Here is a 17,684-nt window from a genome sequence, read left to right on the forward strand (position 1 = left end):
CTTTTTTTTGGGGCCGCTTCGCAGCCCAACGGGGGACAAGCCCCCTCGCCACAGAAATCCCATCATCAGAAAGGTCAGCGGTGTTTTTGGTGGCGCTTCAGGGTCTCGCTGGGCAACTCCTGAAACAACGCCCGATAACTGTTTGAAAACCGCCCCAAATGCCAGAACGACCAATTCATCGCGACTTCCGCCACGGTGGTGTCCACTGACGGCGGGTTCAACAACTCCCTCCGTGCACTGTTCAACCGGCGCAACCTCAACCATTGCGCCGGGCTCATTCCGGTGTACGTCTTGAACCCATGCTGCAACTGGCGCAACGGCACGCCGGCGATGCGCGCGAGCTCCAGCAGGTTGACGGTTTCATCCGGCACATCCGCCGCCCATTCGCCGATGCGCGCCATGATGATTCGCTCCTCGGTGCGCCGCTGCAATGAACCCTTGTCCAGGCACACGCAGGCGTTGTCGAGGATGAACAGGCAGTCGTCCAGCAACTGTTGTGTGAGGGCATCGCGACTCGGCGGGTCAAACGTGGCCGACAGCCGCGTCAGCGTGCCGCTGAGCCAGCGGCTGAACAAGGCGTTTTGCAGGGAGTTGAGCGGGGCCATGAACAACCCCTCCAGCTTCGCCACCTCCAAACCGTGGCGCTGGACAAACTGCGGCCCGAACACCACCGCGACTTCGCGGTAGTTTTCCGGGGTGATCCAGGTGTTGCGGCTTTCGCCATTGAGCACATACAGCGCGTTGTCGCTGCCATCGAAACAGAACGCCAGGGAGCCCGGTGGTGCGTTGAAGTTCTGCTCCACCCGGGTGTTCATCCGCTCTTCATACACCTCGACACCTTGCAGGTCGAGGTAGCGGATCTGCCCGGCAAAATGCCCCGGGGACATCTGCTGGTACTGCTGCACCCAACCGGGTGTCGCACTGCATTGAGCGGCCACGTCACCGGTGGTGAAGGCCTGTACGCGCAAAGCTGTTGCCTGTGTCATGGGTAACCTGGGCGCACTCTATTGGTGCGTTGTGGTTGGTGCAAAGTGGATAGATGCCGTCGGACGGCTGGCCCAAGATAGACCTCAATGCGCGGCGAGGGAAGCCCGCGGCGCATCATCCAACCCATGACGAGGTCCTTATGAACGCCCCCTTCGATCAGCTGTCCGCCTGGCTGAAAGAACACAAGATTACCGAAGTCGAATGCGTGATCAGTGATTTGACTGGCATCGCACGCGGCAAGATTTCGCCCACCAACAAGTTCCTGCATGAGCGAGGCATGCGCCTGCCGGAAAGTGTGTTGCTGCAAACGGTAACCGGGGACTTTGTCGACGACGACATCTACTACGACCTGCTGGACCCGGCCGACATCGACATGATCTGCCGCCCGGTGTCCAACGCCACCTACGTGGTGCCATGGGCCATCGAGCCCACCGCCATCGTGATCCACGACACCTTCGACAAGCAGGGCAACCCCATCGAATTGTCGCCGCGCAACGTGCTGAAGAAAGTCCTGCAGCTGTATACCGACCAAGGCTGGCAGCCGATTGTTGCGCCGGAAATGGAGTTCTACCTGACCCAGCGCTGCGAAGACCCGGACCTGCCGCTGAAGACCCCGCTGGGCCGCTCCGGCCGCGCCGAAAGTGGCCGCCAATCGTTCTCCATCGATGCCGCCAACGAATTCGATCCGCTGTTCGAAGACGTCTACGACTGGTGCGAAGCCCAGGGCCTGGACCTCGACACGCTGATCCACGAAGACGGCCCGGCGCAGATGGAAATCAACTTCCGCCATGGCGATGCCCTCGACCTGGCCGACCAGATCACCGTGTTCAAACGCACCCTGCGGGAAGCGGCGCTCAAGCACAACGTTGCCGCCACCTTCATGGCCAAACCCGTGGCCGACGAGCCCGGCAGCGCCATGCACCTGCACCAGAGCGTGGTGGAGATCGCCACCGGCAAGCAGGTGTTTGTCGATGAGCACGGCAACAAGAGCCAACTGTTCCTGAACCACATTGGCGGCTTGCAGAAGTACATCCCCAAGCTGCTGCCGATGTTTGCGCCCAACGTGAACTCGTTCCGGCGCTTCCTGCCGGACACCTCGGCACCGGTCAACGTGGAGTGGGGCGAAGAAAACCGCACCGTCGGCCTGCGCGTACCGAGCTCCAGCCCCGACGCCATGCGCGTGGAAAACCGCCTGCCGGGCGCCGACGCCAACCCGTACCTGGCCATCGCCGCCAGCCTGCTGTGCGGATACCTCGGCATGATCGAAAAGGTCGAGCCCAGCGCCCCGGTGGAAGGCCGCGCCTACGAGCGGCGCAACCTGAGGCTGCCGATCACCATCGAAGACGCCCTGGCGCGCATGGAAGAGTGCGACACCGTCAAACAGTACCTGGGGGACAAGTTTGTGCGCGGCTACGTCGCGGTCAAGCGCGCCGAACACGAGAACTTCAAGCGGGTGATCAGCTCCTGGGAACGTGAGTTCCTGCTGCTGAGCGTCTGACGATCCGTCCGTAGCAGCTGTCGAGCCTTAGCGAGGCTGCGTCGGGCCCACCGCAATTGTGTCTGATACAACGCTACGCAGCCTCGCTGGGGCTCGACAGCTGCTACGCAATGGCTGGGTGAATACATAAAAATCAATCAAGCAAAGGGGTGTCGATATGCGTCTGGTGAAAAAGCTACTCCCGCTGGCCTTGGCGGCGTTGTTCAGCAGCGCGGGCCACGCCGCGCAGACGGTCAGTGTGTACAACTGGACCGACTACATCGGTGAGACCACCTTGGCCGACTTCCAGGCCAAGACCGGGATCAAGGTGATCTACGACGTGTTCGACTCCAACGAAACCCTGGAGGGCAAGCTGCTCGCCGGGCGCACCGGCTACGACGTGGTGGTGCCGTCCAACCACTTCCTGGCGCGGCAGGTCAAAGCCGGTGCGTTCCTCAAGCTGGACCGCTCGCAGCTGCCCAACTTCAAGAACCTCGACCCCAAGCTGCTCAAGCTGCTGGAGAAAAACGACCCGGGCAACGAGCACTCGGTGCCGTACCTGTGGGGCACCAACGGCATCGGCTACAACGTGGACAAGGTCAAGCAGGTGCTGGGCATCGACCATATCGATTCCTGGGCCGTGCTGTTCGAACCAGAGAACATCAAGAAGCTGCACGAGTGCGGCGTAGCGTTCCTCGACTCGGCGGATGAACTGTTCCCGGCGATCCTCAACTACATGGGCAAGGACCCGCGCAGCGAGAATCCCGAGGACTACAAACAAGCCGAAGCCAAGTTGCTGACCCTGCGGCCGTACATCACCTATTTCCATTCCTCCAAGTACATCTCGGACCTGGCCAACGGCGACATCTGTGTAGCGTTCGGTTATTCCGGCGACGTGTTCCAGGCTGCCAACCGCGCCAAGGAAGCCAAGAACGGCGTGAACATCGCTTACTCGATCCCCAAGGAAGGCAGCAACCTGTGGTTCGACCTGCAGGCCATCCCGGCAGACGCGGCCAACCCGAAAGCGGCCCATGCTTTTATCAACTACTTGCTGGACCCTGAAGTGATCGCCAAGGTCAGCGCCAGCGTCGGCTACGCCAACCCGAACCCGGCGGCCAAGGCCTTCATGGCGCCGGAGCTGGTGAACAACCCTGAGATCTACCCGTCCCAGGAAGTGCTCGACAAACTCTACATTTCCACCACCCCGACGCCTGCCGTCATGCGCCTGATGACGCGGTCCTGGAGCAAAGTGAAGACCAACAAATGAACCGTTCCTCGTCCGACCACGCTCGTTCCTATTACCTGGCTTCGGCCAACGCCATGCCCCAGCGCCCAGCGCTGGGGGCAGACCTGACGGCCGATGTGTGTGTGATCGGTGGTGGATTCACCGGGGTCAATACCGCCATCGAATTGGCCCAGCGTGGGCTATCGGTGATTTTGCTGGAGGCCCGGCGGATTGGCTGGGGTGCCAGTGGGCGCAATGGCGGGCAGTTGATTCGCGGGATTGGGCATGACGTATCGGGCTTTGCCAAGTACGTGGGTGAGGAGGGCGTGCGTTACCTGCAGCAGGCCGGGATCGATTCGGTGGCGCTGGTGGGGGAGCGGATTCGCGAGCACGGGATTGACTGTGACCTGCGCTGGGGGTTTTGTGAGTTGGCGAATACGCCGGCGCAGTTCGCGGCGTTTCAGGGGGAGCTGGAAAGCCTGGCTACCTTGGGGTATGCGCCTGAAACCCGGCTGGTGGCGCCACAGGATATGGCGCAAGTCGTGGGCTCAGGTGCGTATGCCGGTGGTTTTGTGGACATGGGGTCCGGGCATTTGCATCCGCTGAACCTGGTGTTGGGGGAGGCGGCTTTGGCCGAATCACTTGGGGTGCGGGTCTTTGAAAACAGCCCGGTGCTGGAGTTGGTTCATGGCGATACGGTGCAGGTGCGTTGCGAGTTTGGCACGGTGCGCGCTGGCAGTCTGGTGTTGGCGTGTAATGCGCATCTGGAAGAGCTGGAGCCGAAGTTGAGTGGCAAGGTGCTGCCGGCGGGGAGCTATATCATTGCGACCGAGCCGCTGTCGGTTGGGGTGGCTGATCAGTTGATTCCGCAGAATCTGGCGTTGTGTGATCAGAAAGTGGGGTTGGATTATTACCGGCTTTCGGCGGATCGGCGGTTGTTGTTTGGGGGGGCTTGTCATTATTCGGGGCGTGATCCGGTGGATATCGCGGGGTATATGCGGCCGAAGATGCTTAAGGTTTTTCCGCAACTGGTGGATACGGCGATTGAGTTTCAGTGGGGGGGGAAGATCGGCATCACCGCCAATCGCTTTCCGCAGGTGGGGCGGTTGAAGCAGCACCCGAATGTGTTTTATGCCCAGGGGTATTCGGGGCATGGGTTGAACGTGACTCACTGGTGTGCGCGGTTGTTGGCCGAGGGGATTCAGGCTGGGCAGAGTCGGGGGTTGGATATTTTCAGTCAGGTGCCGCATATGACGTTTCCTGGGGGGAAGGTGTTGCGTTCGCCGCTGCTGGCGTTGGGGATGTTGTGGTATCGGGTTCGGGAGATGGTAGGGTGATTGATTGAGTACATATCCGTTTCTTCGGTAACGGCCACCTATGGTTCCGCTCTTACAGCGGGTCACTTTTGAAAAGCGCAAAAGTAACCAAAACGCTCTGCCCCGCCTGTCGGCGCCTCGCTGTGGCTCGGCGTTCCCTCACTCCGGTATTGCTCCGCGGGCCGCCGCGACGGGCCATCCATGGCCCGGCGCGGCTAAACCGGCGTCCTGCCGGTTTACCCGCTCCTCAATACCTGCGTTCGGCCTCGGGCTGAATGGGGCAGTCAGATCAAGATCAACAGCAGATCAAAAGCAAGAGCACAGCGGCCTACAGGCCGGCTTGAGTGGTAGAAGCAGAGGCAAGATCCAGAGCGAAAGCAGGGCTGCTTTTCTGTGGGAGCGGGCTTGCTCGCGAAAAACCTGAGAACGCCGCGTTGAATCAGGATGCCCGCGTCATCGTTAACGACCTTCGCGAGCAAGCCCGCTCCCACATTTGGACCGTGCCCGCTTTAGCTTTTGATTTGGCTGTTGCTGTTGCTTCACCACACTCAAGCCGGCCTTTAGGCCGCTGTGCTGTTGATCTGCTTTTGATCTTGATCTTAGGCGCCCCGTTAAACCACGCTGCCGGAGTGCGGGCACACCGAGCCCAAGCGAGGTGCCGAGTGGTGGGGCAAGAGCCTTTTGGTTACTTTTGGCTGGGCCGGCATTCCGGCTCCTTTCAAAAGTGACCCGCTGTAAGAGCGGAACCCATTTAAGCCATCACCCAAATAACGGATATTCACCCCCAAAGCCTACCGCTCAATCGACCGACTCCACCGCGCATTCCACTCCGGCCGCGCCTGGTTCACCTGATCCCAGTCAATCGAAATCGCCGTCTGCAAATAACTGTTCATCGCCTCCACCCGAGCGCGGGTTTTGTCGGTAGTCGGCGTAGTAGGGTTCGAAGGAATCTGATCCCCCAATTCCAAAGCCGGCGCCTGAGCCTCTGCGGTCAACAAAAACTGCGCCAGTTTCTGCGCCAACTCCGGCTGGTCATTACGCGCAATCACACACTCCGCTACGTTCAACACCACCGCCCCTTCCTTGGGCTGCGCATACTCCATCGGCACACCCAACAACTGCTGCGTGGTCACCTGCGTCGGCGTCAGCGGAAAGATCGCCGCCTCGTCCGTCTGCACCATCTCGGAAATCTTCGCCGAGCTGGCGATGTACTCCAGCACATTCGGCCCAACCGTCTTCGGCCACGCCTTGAACCCCGGCTCCACGTTGGTCTCGCTCCCCCCCTGAATCCGGTTGAACATCAAGAACCCATGCAACCCAAACGTGGACGAGGCCAGCGACTGAAACACCACCTTGTCCTTGAACCGTGGATCCGCCAGGTCCATCCACGACGTCGGCGCCGCCCAGCCCTTTTCCTTGAACATCTTGGCGTTGTAACCCAACCCGGTCACCCCGAGCGTCACCGCAACCGCCTCTTCCTTGATCTTCGCCTTGGCCGGAATCTGATCCAGGGTCGGGTTAGGCGTGAGCTTCTCGCACAACCCCATGGAGATGGCGCGGTACATGATGCCGTCGTCGAGGAACATCACGTGCATCTGTGGGTTGTCTTTGTTGGCCTGCACCTTGGCCAGGATGTCCGACGAGGTGCCCGGCACGATCACCACCTTGACGTTGTTAGCCTTCTCGAACGCGGGCAGCACTTTGTCGGCGTAAACCCGTTCCATGGTCCCGCCGTTCATGCCCAGGTACAGCGTCGGTGCGGCATGGGCCGCCGTGCTCAACAGGGCGAGGGACAGGCAAGACAGCGCAGTACGTTTGATCATGTGCATAAATCTTCCTCTCAGGCTTGGAAACGACGGATGGAAAATGCTTCGATGGGCTGCCGGCTGGCCCCCGTGCAGACGATTTCTGCCAGGGCTTCACCGACCGCAGGGCCGAGCTGGAACCCGGCGCCGGCGAAGCCGAAACCGTGAAGCAGGCCGGGTTGGGTGCTGCTGTCGCCGATCACCGGTTCGTGGTCGGGTAGATAACCTTCGGTGCCGCTCCAGGTGCGAATTGCCTGGGCACCTTTGAGGAACGGGTACAACTCGCCGGCGTTGCGCAGAATCTCCAGCACCGCCGCTTGCCCCGGCCGGGCTTGTTGCGGGCCCAGCGCAAAGCCGCGACCGCCACCGAGGATGCAATTGCCCCGGGCAACTTGCCGCGCATAGATTCCGCCGCCTTCGACGCCGGTACTCACGTCCATCACCACCGGCAACGGCTCGGTCACCAGCATCGCCGGGTGCGCCGAGGTCATCGGCACCGGTTCGCCAAATTGCGCGGCCACGGTACTGGCCCAGGCGCCAGCGCAGTTCAACAGCCAGCGGGCTTGCAGTTGCACACCATTGGCACAGCGCACCTGGAACAGCTGGCCGTCATGTTCTACCTGGGTGACTTCGGTTTGCTCCATCACCCTTGCACCGTGGCGTTGTGCGGCGCGGGCAAAGGCGGGGGAGACCAGGCGCGGATTGGCGTGGCCGTCTTCGGGGCAGAGTGAGGCGCCGACCGCCACATCGCCCACCCACGGGAAACGCGCACGCAATTGAGCGTGATCCAGCATTTGCAGGCCCAGGCCAAAGCCTCGAGTGGCGTCGGCGTAAGCCTGCAGAGCGGACAGATCTTCGTGACTGCGGGCCAGTTTCAAATGCCCGGAGCGCACGTATTCCCCATCGATCCCAATCAGCCCCGGCAAGTCGGACCACAGCGCATGGGAGCGTTGGGACAACGGCAACTGATGCAATGGCCGACCCTGGCGCCGCACGCCGCCATAATTCACACCGCTTGAATGCGAACCACAAAAGTCCCGCTCCACCAGCACCACGCGCCGACCTTTCTGCGCCAGCATCAAAGCTGCTGACGCGCCGACAATCCCGCCGCCCAACACGATCACTTCGCTGTCGATCATGGCTGCACCTCCACGCCAAACGGCAAGGGTTTGATCGGTGCCTGGCCCCGTAGGCGGCCAACGTTTTGAATCTCGCGCCCACTGCGTTCGGCAATGATTTCTGCCGCTGCGAGCCCACACATCCGGCCCTGGCAACGGCCCATGCCAACCCGGCAATGAGCCTTGACCCGGTTCACTTCCCAGTGGCCTTCATCCACCACCGCGCGTACTTCGCCGACACTGACTTCTTCGCAGCGGCACAGGATCAATTCATCCGGGGCTCCAGCGGCCCATTTTTCAGGGAAGGGGAAGGCGGTTTCCAGGCCATGGCGAAAGCGCTGGATGCTCGCCAATTGCTGTTCCAGCACCGCGGACCGACGAGGGTCGATGGCAACGCCGGTGTCTTCCAGCAAGGCCAACGCCGCTCGCTCGCCCGCCATTTGCGCCGCATCGGCGCCCATGATTCCTGCACCGTCGCCAGCCAGATACACGCCCGCGACACTGCTACGCCCGGCCGCGTCTCGCTGTGGCAACCAGGCGCGGTTCAATGCATTCCAGGCAAATTCACAGCCGAGTAAATCCGCCAGTTGGGTCTCGCTGCGCAGGGCATGGGCGAAGGCCACGGCATCACAGGCGATTTCCTGTTGATCCCAGTGGATGCCCGTCACTCGTTGCTCGCCGTTGATATGCGACAGCGTTGCCCCTTGATGCACAGGGATGCCATGGGCCGTGAGCCAGGCGCGGTAGTACAAACCCTTGGCCAGGGTCGCCGGCTGGCCGAGCAATGCCGGCAGGGCGCGGCATTGGGCGCTGAATGGCGCACTGTCGAGCACCGCCACCACCTTGGCCCCGGCCTTGGCGTACTGATACGCCACCAGGTACAGCAACGGCCCGCTGCCGCAAAACGCCACGCGCTCGCCGATGGCGCAGCCTTGATACTTCAGTGCGATTTGCGCCGCGCCAAGGCTGTACACGCCGGGCAGCGTCCAGCCTGGCACTGGCAGTATGCGGTCGGTGGCGCCCGTGGCGACGATGATTTGCGCGTATTCGATGCTCTCGGCGTGGCCGTTGTTGAGCATGTCCAGACGGCCATTTTCCGCGCTCCACACCAGGGTTTCAGGCCGGTAGTCAACAAGCGTGGCCAGCTCATCCATGGTGCGATGCAGCGCCGTCGCCTTGCCCGCTTCAAAGCCATACAACTGCTTGGCCGAGCGCTGGAAGTTCGCCGGCTGGAGCCGATAAATCTGGCCGCCGCCGCGCAGGCTTTCGTCCACCAACACCGGGGTTACGCCATGGTCCAGCAAGGTTCGGGCTGCGGTAATGCCCGCCGGGCCTGCGCCGACTATCACCACTGTCTTCATGCCTGGCGCCCCGGATCACGGCGAATCGCCTGGCCGTCTTCGAGCAAGGTCGAACACGCGCGCACCCGACGACCGTCTTCAAGCCGCACCCAGCAATCCTGGCAGGCGCCCATCAGGCAGAAACCGGCTCGGCGTTCGGCGCTGAAATCACTGCCCCGCAGGTGTTCGGCGCAGGTCAGTACGGCGGTCAGCAAGGTGTCCCCAAGCAAGCCCGTGGCAGGCTGCCCGTCGAGGGTAAACGCCAGGGTGGGCCGCTCGGTCTCGGCCAGTCGTTTGAACAGCGCCATCAATGCTTCCCTACCAATACGCGATCCAGGCCGTAGACCCGGTCCAGCAGAATCATTGCCGCCGCCGTCAACCCGATCACCAGCGCCGACACGGCCGCCATCATCGGGTCGATGGATTCGGTGGCGTACACGTACATGCGCACCGGCAAGGTTTGGGTGGCCGGCGAGCTGACAAAGATCGACAGGGTCACTTCATCGAAACTGTTGATGAACGCCAGCAACCAGCCGCCGGCCACACCGGGCAAGATCATCGGCATGGTGATCTGGCGAAACAGGGTGAAGCGGCTGGCACCCAGGGATTCGGCGGCCTGCTCGGCGCTGCGATCGATGCCGATGGCGGCGGCCAATACCAGGCGCAATACGTAAGGGGTGATGATCACCACATGGGCCAGCATCAACCAGGTGAAGCTGCCGTTGACGCCCATCATTGCGAACAGCCGCAGCATCGCCACCCCCAGCACCAGGTGCGGGATGATGATCGGCGAGAGGAACAGCGCACTGAAGAAGTTGCGGCCGGGGAACTGGTAGCGACTGATTGCCAGGGCCGCCGGTACCGCAATCAAGGTCGCCAAGGTGGCGGCCACGAACGCCAGCACCAAGCTGTTATAGAACGCCTGGATAAAGTCGGCGCGTTCGAACACCGCATGAAACCAGCGCAGGGAGAAGCCCGACGTCGGCAGGCTCAAGGTATTTTCCGGGGTGAAGGCCACTAGGCACACCACCACCAGCGGCGCCATCATGAACAGCACCACCAGGCCGTGAAAGCCCAGGGCCAAAGGACCGTTTCTGGACATCGTCTTATACTCCCAGGGACTTTTTGTAGCGGCCTTCGACCATGCGGTTCCAGCTCAGCATGATCAGCAAGTTGACCAACAGCAGCACCACCGCGATGGTCGCGCCCATGGGCCAGTTGAGTTCCGAGAGGTATTGGTCGTAGACCACCGTGGCGACCATCTTCAGCCGGCGTCCGCCCAACAGGCCGGGGATCGCGAAGGAGCTGGCGGCCAGGCCGAACACGATCAGGGTGCCGGAGAGCACGCCGGGCATCACCTGCGGCAACACGATCTTGCGCATCACTGTGGCCTGGCTGGCACCCAGGGACAGCGCCGCCTGTTCCGCCGACGGGTCGAGTTTTTGCAGGGAGGTCCACACCGGGATGATCATGAACGGCAGCATCACGTGCACCAGTGCGATGATCACCGCGAATGAGGTGTAGAGCAGCTTCACCGGTTTGCCACCGAGGGCCTGGATCACCTGGTTCACCAGACCATCGGCACCCAGCAGCAGGCTCCAGCCAAACGCCCGTACCACCACTGAAATCAGCAGCGGGGTGAGGATCAGGATCAGGAAGATCGAGCGCCACGGTGTGCCCATGCGGCTGAGGATGTAGGCCTCGGGCACCCCGATCACCACGCACAGCAAGGTCACCAGGGCACTGATCCAGAAGGTGCGCCAGAAGATCTCGTAGAAGTAAGAGTCGCTGAACAGCGACAGGTAGTGGGCGAAGGTCCACTCATCGGCCTTCACCCCCACCTGATAGTCGAACACGTTGAATGACAGCATCAGCGTCAGGCCCAGGGGCAGGATCAGCAGCCCGAAAAACAACACCAGCGCCGGCAACGACAACAAGTAGCCACGGCTCATGCGCGCACCTCATCGACGGCCAGTACCCGCAGCAGGCTCGACTCCCAGTCCAGGCCTACCGCCGCGCCGCAACCCAACGGCGCACTGCCGTCGTTGCGGCGGACCACGGTCAGCTCGCCGATCTGGGTCTTTATGCGGTACAGCCATTGGCTGCCGAAGAAGTAGCTGTCGAGGATCTTGCCTTGCAGGCGCCCTGAGCCGGCGGCCACCAGGTCGATCTTTTCCGGGCGCAGGCTCAGGGTCAGTTCGCCGCTGCCTGGTTCGAAGCGCACTTGCGGCGCGCCGAGTTGATCGAAGTCCCCCGTCAGCAGATTGGCCTTGCCGACAAAGTCCGAGATAAAGCGCGTGCGCGGGTGTTCATAGAGTTTGTACGGTGCGTCGATCTGGGTGACGCGTCCGGCCTGCATCACCACCACCCGGTCGCTGATGGACAACGCTTCGGCCTGGTCGTGGGTGACCATCAGGGTAGTGATCCCGACTTCGCACTGGATGCGGCGGATTTCGAACTGCATCTCTTCCCGCAGGTTGGCGTCGAGGTTCGACAGCGGCTCGTCCAGCAGCAACACCGGCGGTTCGATCACCAGGGCGCGGGCCAGGGCCACGCGCTGGCGCTGGCCGCCGGAGAGTTCCCGCGGGTAGCGCTCGGCATGGGGCGCCAGGCGCACCAGTTCCAGCACGGTCTTGACTCTGCTTGCGATCTCGCCGGCGGGCACTTTGCGCATCTTCAGGCCGAAGGCAACGTTGTCGCGCACGCTCATATGGGGGAACAGCGCGTAGCTCTGGAACACCACGCCGAGGCCACGGCTGGCGGGTTTTGCGTGAGTGATGTCGCGGCCATCGAGGAGGATCTGCCCACCGGTGACGTCGACGAAGCCGGCGATCATTTGCAAGGTGGTGGTCTTGCCGCAGCCCGAGGGGCCGAGCAGGGACACGAATTCGCCTTTTTCCACCGCAAGATCAGTGGCGACCACCGCGTCGACGGCGCCGTAGCGTTTGCTCAAGGCGTTGAGTTGGAGAAAAGCCATGTCTGCGTTCCACCTTTTTTGAGTCGCGTCGAAACGCGCTTTTTTGTTTTGGGCAGATGCGAAAAGGGTGTTGCGGGTGCGTTGGCGCTCGATCTTGAGTCGGCTGCCGTTAGTTGTTCATTTCGCCCCTGTGGACGCAGATTAGGGCGAAAGACTAGGATGGCGGAAGATGGAATTTCACTGAATAGAGTACTTTTTTCAGTTTCATTCACTGATCAGAATTTGGTGTGAGATATCGGCTTATGGATTCCACTGAGCGGAATGAAAGTGTCAAGGAAGTCGGCGCCGGTGGCGTCTCCCGATTGTTTGCATTGTTGCGCATCCTCGGCGCGGCACCGGACGGTGGTGAACGAGTGACGCAACTGGCGCAGCAGGTGGGGTTGTCGCAACCTACCACCCACCGACTGCTGCGCAGCCTGATGGACGAGGGCATGGTGGAGCAGGATGCGCGCAGCAAGCGCTACCGGCTGAGCCTGGAGTTCTTTGCGCTGGCGGCGAACGCGGGCAACACCGGCAACCTGCGGGACCTGGTGCGGCCGAGCATGTTGCGCCTCAGTGCTTCGCTGGGGGATTCATTGTTCCTGCTGGCGCGCAGCGGCTTTGATGCGATCTGCCTGGACCGCAGTGAAGGGCCGTACCCGATCCGAACCTTTACCGGTGACATCGGCGGGCGCGTGGCGCTGGGGGTGGGGCAGGGCAGCCTGGCGATCCTGGCGTTCCTGCCGGAGGAAGAGCGTGAGACGGTGATCCGCTACAACTTGCCACGGCTCAAGGATTTTCATCTGTACGACGAGGTGTTTTTGCGCTCGGAGGTAGAGAGCGTGCGGCGGTTGGGGTATGCGGCGCGCAATACCGGAGTGCTGGAAGGCATGGCCGGGTTGGCGGTGCCGATCCTGGATCGCAATGGGCATGCGGTGGCGGCGTTGAGTGTGGCGACCATCAGTGACCGGCTGGGGCCGGGGCGACTGCCGACGGTGGTTGAATTGCTCAAACGGGAAGCGGCGGCGATCGGGCCGAAGATCAATCCGTTTGATCCGACGTTGAGGCGGCCTTCACAGATCTTCGGTGGGTAGGTAATACCAGTAACGACACAGATCAACTGTGGGAGCGGGCTTGCTCGCGAATGCGGTGTATCAGTAAAAAATTTGGTGACTGACACACCGCATTCGCGAGCAAGCCCGCTCCCACATTTTAGACCGTGGCCATCTGTGGGATCCGGGTTGGACTCATCGCCGCCATCGCCACCGAAGTCGCCGCCGTCCTGGTCTCCACCCCCAACTTCACATACACATGCTCCAGATGCTTGTTCACCGTCCTCGGGCTCAACCCGAGAATGTCGCCAATATCCCGATTGGTCTTGCCACACGCCACCCAGCGCAACACCTCGACTTCCCGCTCCGTCAGCTGAAACCGCGCCGATAACAACTTGTGCGCCGGCTCATCCTCCAGGGTGATCACGCTCGGCTGCGTCGCCGCCCGCGCCGACAACAGAATCCGCGAGGTACGCAAATGCGCCGCCACCCGTGCCAGCACCTCATCCGTCTGGATCGGTTTGGTCACGTAGTCACTCCCGCCCACCTCAAAGCCCTGCACCACATGCTTGCTGTCGGTCAGCCCGGTCATGAACACCACGGGAATGTCCGCGCTGGCCGGTTGTGCCTTGAGCCGGCGGCAGGTTTCAAAGCCGTCCAGGCCGGGCATCACCGCGTCCAGCAGGATCAAGTCCGGGCGCCGGCGTTGCACGCGGTTCAGCGCGCTGAGGCCGTCCAGCGCCACCAGTACCATGTAGCCGGCGTCGTCCAGGGCGTCGGAGAGCATGGCCAGGTTGTCCGGGGTGTCGTCGACAATCAGCACCACGCCGGGCTCAGCGCTGTGGGTCAAGGCATTCATCTTCGGCCTCCTTCAGGATTCGGTTGAGTTCTTCCAGGCGAAAGCTTTTCAGCAGCGCCCGGAGCTTGTTGATGAACGGTGCGGTGCCAGGGCTTTGCAGCACGATTGCGTCGAGCTTTTCATGCAAACCACGCACATAGCCAATGGCGCTCAATTCGGCGAGCACGGCGAGTTCTTCAGCGCTGGGTAGCGCACCCTCTGTAGCGACCGGCGCGGCGATCGGTGTCCGGCGGCGCAGCCATTGCAAATCCAGGTGCAGTTGCACGCGCCCGAGCAGTTCCGGAGTGCGCACCGGCTTGGCCAGGTAGTCGTTGCAGGCACCGGCGATACTGCGTTCGCGGTCGTCGGTGAAGGCGTTGGCGGAGATGATGATAATGGGCGCGGTGGACAGCGCGTTACGCCGGATCAGCCTGCTGGTTTCCCAACCGTCCATGGTCGGCATCGACAGGTCCATCAGGATCAGGTCCGGCGACAGCAGCGCTACCTGGCGGATCGCCTCCTGGCCGTTACTCGCCTGGGCGACTTCGAAGCCCAGGGGCGTGAGCATGCCGCTGAGCACCTTGCGATGGTCCACGTGGTCGTCCACCACCAGGATGCGCCGCCGTTCGCCGTGGTAGCCGATGATGTCGTGTTCAACATGCACCACGGCCTGCGGCACCCGGACCTGGGACAGGAACAGCCGCACCTGGAAGCAGGTGCCCTTGTCCAGTTCGCTGACCACCCGTAATTCGCCGCCCATCAACGAGGTCAGCATGCGCGTGATGGTCAAGCCGAGACCTACGCCTTTGTCCTGGCGCATCAGGTCGCCACGTTCAAACGGCTGGAAAATCCGCTCGATCTGCTCCGGGTCAATGCCGATGCCGGTGTCGATGATCTCGAAGTTGGCGGTCTCGCGCATATAGCTGACCCGCAGGCGCACTTCGCCGCTGTCGGTGAAGTTGATCGCATTGCCCAGCAGGTTGATCAGGATCTGCCGCACACGTTTTTCATCGCCACGCACCACGGCGGGAATCTTGCCCACGCAGTCCAGGCGAAAGCGCAGGCCCTTGTCTTCGGCCTGGGGGGTGAACATTTGTTCCAGGTCGTGGATCAGTTCCGGGAAGGGGATTTCGGTGAGTTCCAGGCGCAACTTGCCGGCCTCGATCTTCGCCACGTCCAGCAGGCCGTCGATCAGCGACAGCAGGTGCGAGCCGCTGCGCAGGATGGTCGCCAGGGCATCCTGGTGCTGCTCGGGCATGGCGCTGTCACGCTGCAGAATCTGGGTGAAACCGAGGATGCTGTTGAGGGGCGTGCGCAGTTCGTGGGACAGCCCGGTAACGTAGCGACTCTTGGCTGCGTTCGCCGCTTCCGAGGCTTCCTTGGCTTGTTGCAGGGCCTGGTCGGTGAGGCTGTGGGCCGCGATCTCCTGCATCAGCAGCGAGGTTTGCCGGTCGGATTCTTCCTGGGCGACACGCCGGCTTTCGCGGGTGAGTACCACCCACCAGGCGAGCACGGCGGCCAATACCGAGAGCGTCAGGAAGGCCTTGAAAAACGCCTGGTACAAGGTCTGCGAATGGGGCAAACCCTGGGCGGCCTGCATATAGATCAGCGCCAATGCTCCGGCGAGCATCAGTACCAGCGCCATCAACAATCCGAGGTAATGCGCCAGTCGCGTATGCAGGCGCGGCACCAACGTCGTCGGGAGCAACCAGCGCAACACGCCTTCGAACTGACTGGCCAGCCGCGCATGGGGTTTGCAGCGGTCGCCACAACGCGCATCCAGTGAGCAGCAGAGCGAGCAGATCGGTGTGCTGTAGGCCGGACAGAACGCCATGTCGGCAGTTTCAAACGGGTTGCTGCACAGCCCGCAGATCACCAGCCCGCTGCCGGGTTGCGGATGAATCAACTGCGCTTCGCTGCTGCGGGCAATGTAGTAGCGGCCTTTGGTCAGCCATGCCAGCAGCGGCGCCATGACCAGCGCCGTGCCCAGTGCGACAAACGGTGGCGCGGCCTGGGCCAGGGCGCCGAACAGGCCGAAGTGGGCGAGGATCGACAGCAGCGAGGCAATCAGCATCGAGCCGACGCCCACCGGGTTGATGTCGTAGAGGTGCGCGCGCTTGAATTCGATGTGCTTGGGCGACAGGCCCAGGGGTTTGTTGATCACCAGGTCGGCCACCAGGGTGCCGATCCACGCGATGGCGATGTTGGCGTAGAGCCCCAGCACCTGCTCGATCACGTCGAACACCCCCAGCTCCATCAGCATCAAGGCGATTGCCACGTTGAACACCAGCCACACCACGCGGCCGGGGTGGCTGTGGGTCACGCGGGCGAAGAAGTTCGACCAGGCCAGGGAGCCGGCGTAGGCGTTGGTCAGGTTGATCTTCATCTGCGAGATGAACACGAACAGCACCATCGCCCCCAGCGCCCATTCGGGGGAGGAGAACACATAGCCGAACGCGACGAGGTACATCTGGGTCGGCTCGGCGGCGCGCTCCATGGGGATTTCATGTTGCAGGGCAAGGAAGGCCAGGAACGCCCCGGCGAACATCTTCAACGCGCCCGGCACGATCCAGCCGGGCCCGGCGCACAACAGCGCGGCCCACCAGCGCTTGCGATTGGCGGCGGTTTTTTCCGGGAGGAATCGCAGGTAGTCCACCTGTTCGCCGATTTGCGTAACCAGGGACAGCGCCACGGTGCAGGCGGCGCAGAACGACAGCAGGTTGAAGTCACCGCCGTCGCTGCTGCGGCCGACGACGCTGGTCCAGTCGCTGAAGGCTTCGGGGTTTTTCCACAATACAAAGCCGTAAGGCAGCACCAACAGCACCAGCCACAGCGGTTGGGTCCAGAGTTGCAGGCGGCTGATCAGGGTTACGCCGTAGGCCACCAGCGGGATCACCAGCACCGAGCAGATGACATAGGCGATGGCCAGCGGAATATGGAAATACAACTCCAGGGCCAGGGCCATGATCGCCGCTTCGAGGGCGAAGAACAGGAAGGTGAAGCTGGCGTAGATCAGCGAGGTGATGGTGGAGCCGATGTAACCGAAGCCTGCGCCACGGGTCAGCAGGTCCATGTCCACGCCATAGCGGGCGGCGTAATAGCTGATGGGCAGGCCGGTGAGGAAGATCACCAGGCTGATGGCGAGGATCGCCCAGAAGGTGTTGGTGAACCCGTAGCTCAAGGCCAACACGCCGCCGATGGCCTCCAGCGCGAGGAACGACACGGCGCCGAGGGCGGTGTTGGCGATGCGCAGTTCCGACCATTTGCGGAAGGATTTCGGGGTGTAGCGCAGGGCGTAGTCTTCCATGGTCTCGTCGGCGACCCAGGAGTTGTAGTCGCGGCGAATCTTGACGATGCGCTGGGTGCCGGGGAGGGGATGCACGGTGGGTGGCTCCGGGAAGTGGGCAAGGTTGGATGAGCAAGTTCCATGCCCTGGCAGGCGCCGCGGGTCCAAATGTGGGAGCGGGCTTGTGTGGGAGCGGGCTTGCTCGCGAATGCGGTGGATCAGTGAATACATTCGTTGCTGACCCACCGCATTCGCGAGCAAGCCCGCTCCCACATGGGATCTCC

Annotated in this window: 14 protein-coding genes; 4 read left to right on the forward strand and 10 right to left on the reverse strand. The window is 62.3% G+C overall.

Annotation, left to right across the window (positions count from 1 at the left end):
• Positions 1-74: 74 nt before the first annotated feature.
• Positions 75-986, reverse strand: coding sequence for a helix-turn-helix domain-containing protein (locus ACA046_RS12125; protein ID WP_459027951.1), 912 nt, complete (start codon positions 984-986; stop codon positions 75-77).
• 140 nt (positions 987-1,126) lie between these two features.
• On the opposite strand from ACA046_RS12125, the gene ACA046_RS12130 reads away from it, so the two are divergent.
• The 3 genes from ACA046_RS12130 to ACA046_RS12140 all read left to right on the forward strand — a co-directional run bounded on the left by ACA046_RS12130 (position 1,127) and on the right by ACA046_RS12140 (position 5,026).
• Positions 1,127-2,485: a glutamine synthetase family protein gene (locus ACA046_RS12130; RefSeq protein WP_003219154.1), complete on the forward strand. Its 1,359-nt coding sequence runs from the start codon at positions 1,127-1,129 to the stop codon at positions 2,483-2,485.
• Positions 2,486-2,642: 157 nt separating this feature from the next.
• Positions 2,643-3,731, forward strand: a complete 1,089-nt coding sequence (locus ACA046_RS12135) for a polyamine ABC transporter substrate-binding protein (protein ID WP_497676619.1) — start codon at positions 2,643-2,645, stop codon at positions 3,729-3,731.
• Positions 3,728-5,026, forward strand: a complete 1,299-nt coding sequence (locus ACA046_RS12140) for an NAD(P)/FAD-dependent oxidoreductase (protein ID WP_497676620.1) — start codon at positions 3,728-3,730, stop codon at positions 5,024-5,026. The genes ACA046_RS12135 and ACA046_RS12140 overlap by 4 nt, the downstream gene beginning before the upstream one ends.
• Positions 5,027-5,796: 770 nt before the next feature.
• Here the strand turns inward: ACA046_RS12140 and ACA046_RS12145 are convergent.
• The 7 genes from ACA046_RS12145 to ACA046_RS12175 are packed head-to-tail and all read right to left on the reverse strand — an operon-like array spanning position 5,797 to position 12,245.
• Positions 5,797-6,828, reverse strand: a complete 1,032-nt coding sequence (locus ACA046_RS12145) for an ABC transporter substrate-binding protein (protein WP_167665442.1) — start codon at positions 6,826-6,828, stop codon at positions 5,797-5,799.
• 17 nt (positions 6,829-6,845) lie between these two features.
• Positions 6,846-7,949 carry an NAD(P)/FAD-dependent oxidoreductase gene (locus tag ACA046_RS12150; RefSeq protein WP_459027959.1) on the reverse strand — a complete coding sequence of 368 codons (1,104 nt, stop codon included), beginning with the start codon at positions 7,947-7,949 and terminating at the stop codon, positions 6,846-6,848.
• On the reverse strand, positions 7,946-9,289 hold the full coding sequence (locus ACA046_RS12155; RefSeq protein WP_497676621.1) for an FAD/NAD(P)-dependent oxidoreductase: 1,344 nt from the start codon (positions 9,287-9,289) through the stop codon (positions 7,946-7,948). The genes ACA046_RS12150 and ACA046_RS12155 overlap by 4 nt, the downstream gene beginning before the upstream one ends.
• The gene (locus tag ACA046_RS12160) at positions 9,286-9,576 is read right to left on the reverse strand and encodes a (2Fe-2S)-binding protein (RefSeq protein WP_010175266.1); all 291 of its coding nucleotides are present in this window, start codon (positions 9,574-9,576) and stop codon (positions 9,286-9,288) included. The genes ACA046_RS12155 and ACA046_RS12160 overlap by 4 nt, the downstream gene beginning before the upstream one ends.
• Positions 9,576-10,370, reverse strand: a complete 795-nt coding sequence (locus ACA046_RS12165) for an ABC transporter permease (RefSeq protein WP_459027964.1) — start codon at positions 10,368-10,370, stop codon at positions 9,576-9,578. Before ACA046_RS12165 ends, ACA046_RS12160 begins: the two co-directional genes overlap by 1 nt.
• Before the next feature lie 4 nt (positions 10,371-10,374).
• Positions 10,375-11,220 (reverse strand): ABC transporter permease, encoded by an 846-nt coding sequence (locus ACA046_RS12170; RefSeq protein WP_459027966.1) that lies wholly within the window; start codon positions 11,218-11,220, stop codon positions 10,375-10,377.
• Positions 11,217-12,245, reverse strand: coding sequence for an ABC transporter ATP-binding protein (locus tag ACA046_RS12175; RefSeq protein ID WP_497676622.1), 1,029 nt, complete (start codon positions 12,243-12,245; stop codon positions 11,217-11,219). Before ACA046_RS12175 ends, ACA046_RS12170 begins: the two co-directional genes overlap by 4 nt.
• Before the next feature lie 242 nt (positions 12,246-12,487).
• On the opposite strand from ACA046_RS12175, the gene ACA046_RS12180 reads away from it, so the two are divergent.
• The gene (locus ACA046_RS12180; RefSeq protein ID WP_003218269.1) at positions 12,488-13,318 is read left to right on the forward strand and encodes an IclR family transcriptional regulator; all 831 of its coding nucleotides are present in this window, start codon (positions 12,488-12,490) and stop codon (positions 13,316-13,318) included.
• A 118-nt stretch (positions 13,319-13,436) separates the two neighbouring features.
• Here the strand turns inward: ACA046_RS12180 and ACA046_RS12185 are convergent, their stop codons facing one another.
• Both ACA046_RS12185 and ACA046_RS12190 read right to left on the reverse strand, forming a co-directional pair.
• Positions 13,437-14,135, reverse strand: coding sequence for a response regulator (locus ACA046_RS12185; protein ID WP_008430557.1), 699 nt, complete (start codon positions 14,133-14,135; stop codon positions 13,437-13,439).
• Complete coding sequence (locus ACA046_RS12190; protein WP_497676623.1) at positions 14,110-17,496, reverse strand: ATP-binding protein; 3,387 nt, start codon at positions 17,494-17,496, stop codon at positions 14,110-14,112. The genes ACA046_RS12185 and ACA046_RS12190 overlap by 26 nt, the downstream gene beginning before the upstream one ends.
• Positions 17,497-17,684: the final 188 nt, after the last annotated feature.

Source organism: Pseudomonas sp. LBUM1641 (genome assembly GCF_059716235.1).

Coding starts and splice junctions, on each gene's coding strand:
- ACA046_RS12170 (WP_459027966.1), bottom strand. CDS start 11,220: ATGAGCCGTGGCTACTTGTTGTCGTTGCCGGCGCTGGTGTTGTTTTTC.
- ACA046_RS12155 (WP_497676621.1), bottom strand. CDS start 9,289: ATGAAGACAGTGGTGATAGTCGGCGCAGGCCCGGCGGGCATTACCGCA.
- ACA046_RS12175 (WP_497676622.1), bottom strand. CDS start 12,245: ATGGCTTTTCTCCAACTCAACGCCTTGAGCAAACGCTACGGCGCCGTC.
- ACA046_RS12130 (WP_003219154.1), top strand. CDS start 1,127: ATGAACGCCCCCTTCGATCAGCTGTCCGCCTGGCTGAAAGAACACAAG.
- ACA046_RS12165 (WP_459027964.1), bottom strand. CDS start 10,370: ATGTCCAGAAACGGTCCTTTGGCCCTGGGCTTTCACGGCCTGGTGGTG.
- ACA046_RS12135 (WP_497676619.1), top strand. CDS start 2,643: ATGCGTCTGGTGAAAAAGCTACTCCCGCTGGCCTTGGCGGCGTTGTTC.
- ACA046_RS12185 (WP_008430557.1), bottom strand. CDS start 14,135: ATGAATGCCTTGACCCACAGCGCTGAGCCCGGCGTGGTGCTGATTGTC.
- ACA046_RS12140 (WP_497676620.1), top strand. CDS start 3,728: ATGAACCGTTCCTCGTCCGACCACGCTCGTTCCTATTACCTGGCTTCG.
- ACA046_RS12180 (WP_003218269.1), top strand. CDS start 12,488: ATGGATTCCACTGAGCGGAATGAAAGTGTCAAGGAAGTCGGCGCCGGT.
- ACA046_RS12160 (WP_010175266.1), bottom strand. CDS start 9,576: ATGGCGCTGTTCAAACGACTGGCCGAGACCGAGCGGCCCACCCTGGCG.
- ACA046_RS12145 (WP_167665442.1), bottom strand. CDS start 6,828: ATGATCAAACGTACTGCGCTGTCTTGCCTGTCCCTCGCCCTGTTGAGC.
- ACA046_RS12125 (WP_459027951.1), bottom strand. CDS start 986: ATGACACAGGCAACAGCTTTGCGCGTACAGGCCTTCACCACCGGTGAC.
- ACA046_RS12150 (WP_459027959.1), bottom strand. CDS start 7,949: ATGATCGACAGCGAAGTGATCGTGTTGGGCGGCGGGATTGTCGGCGCG.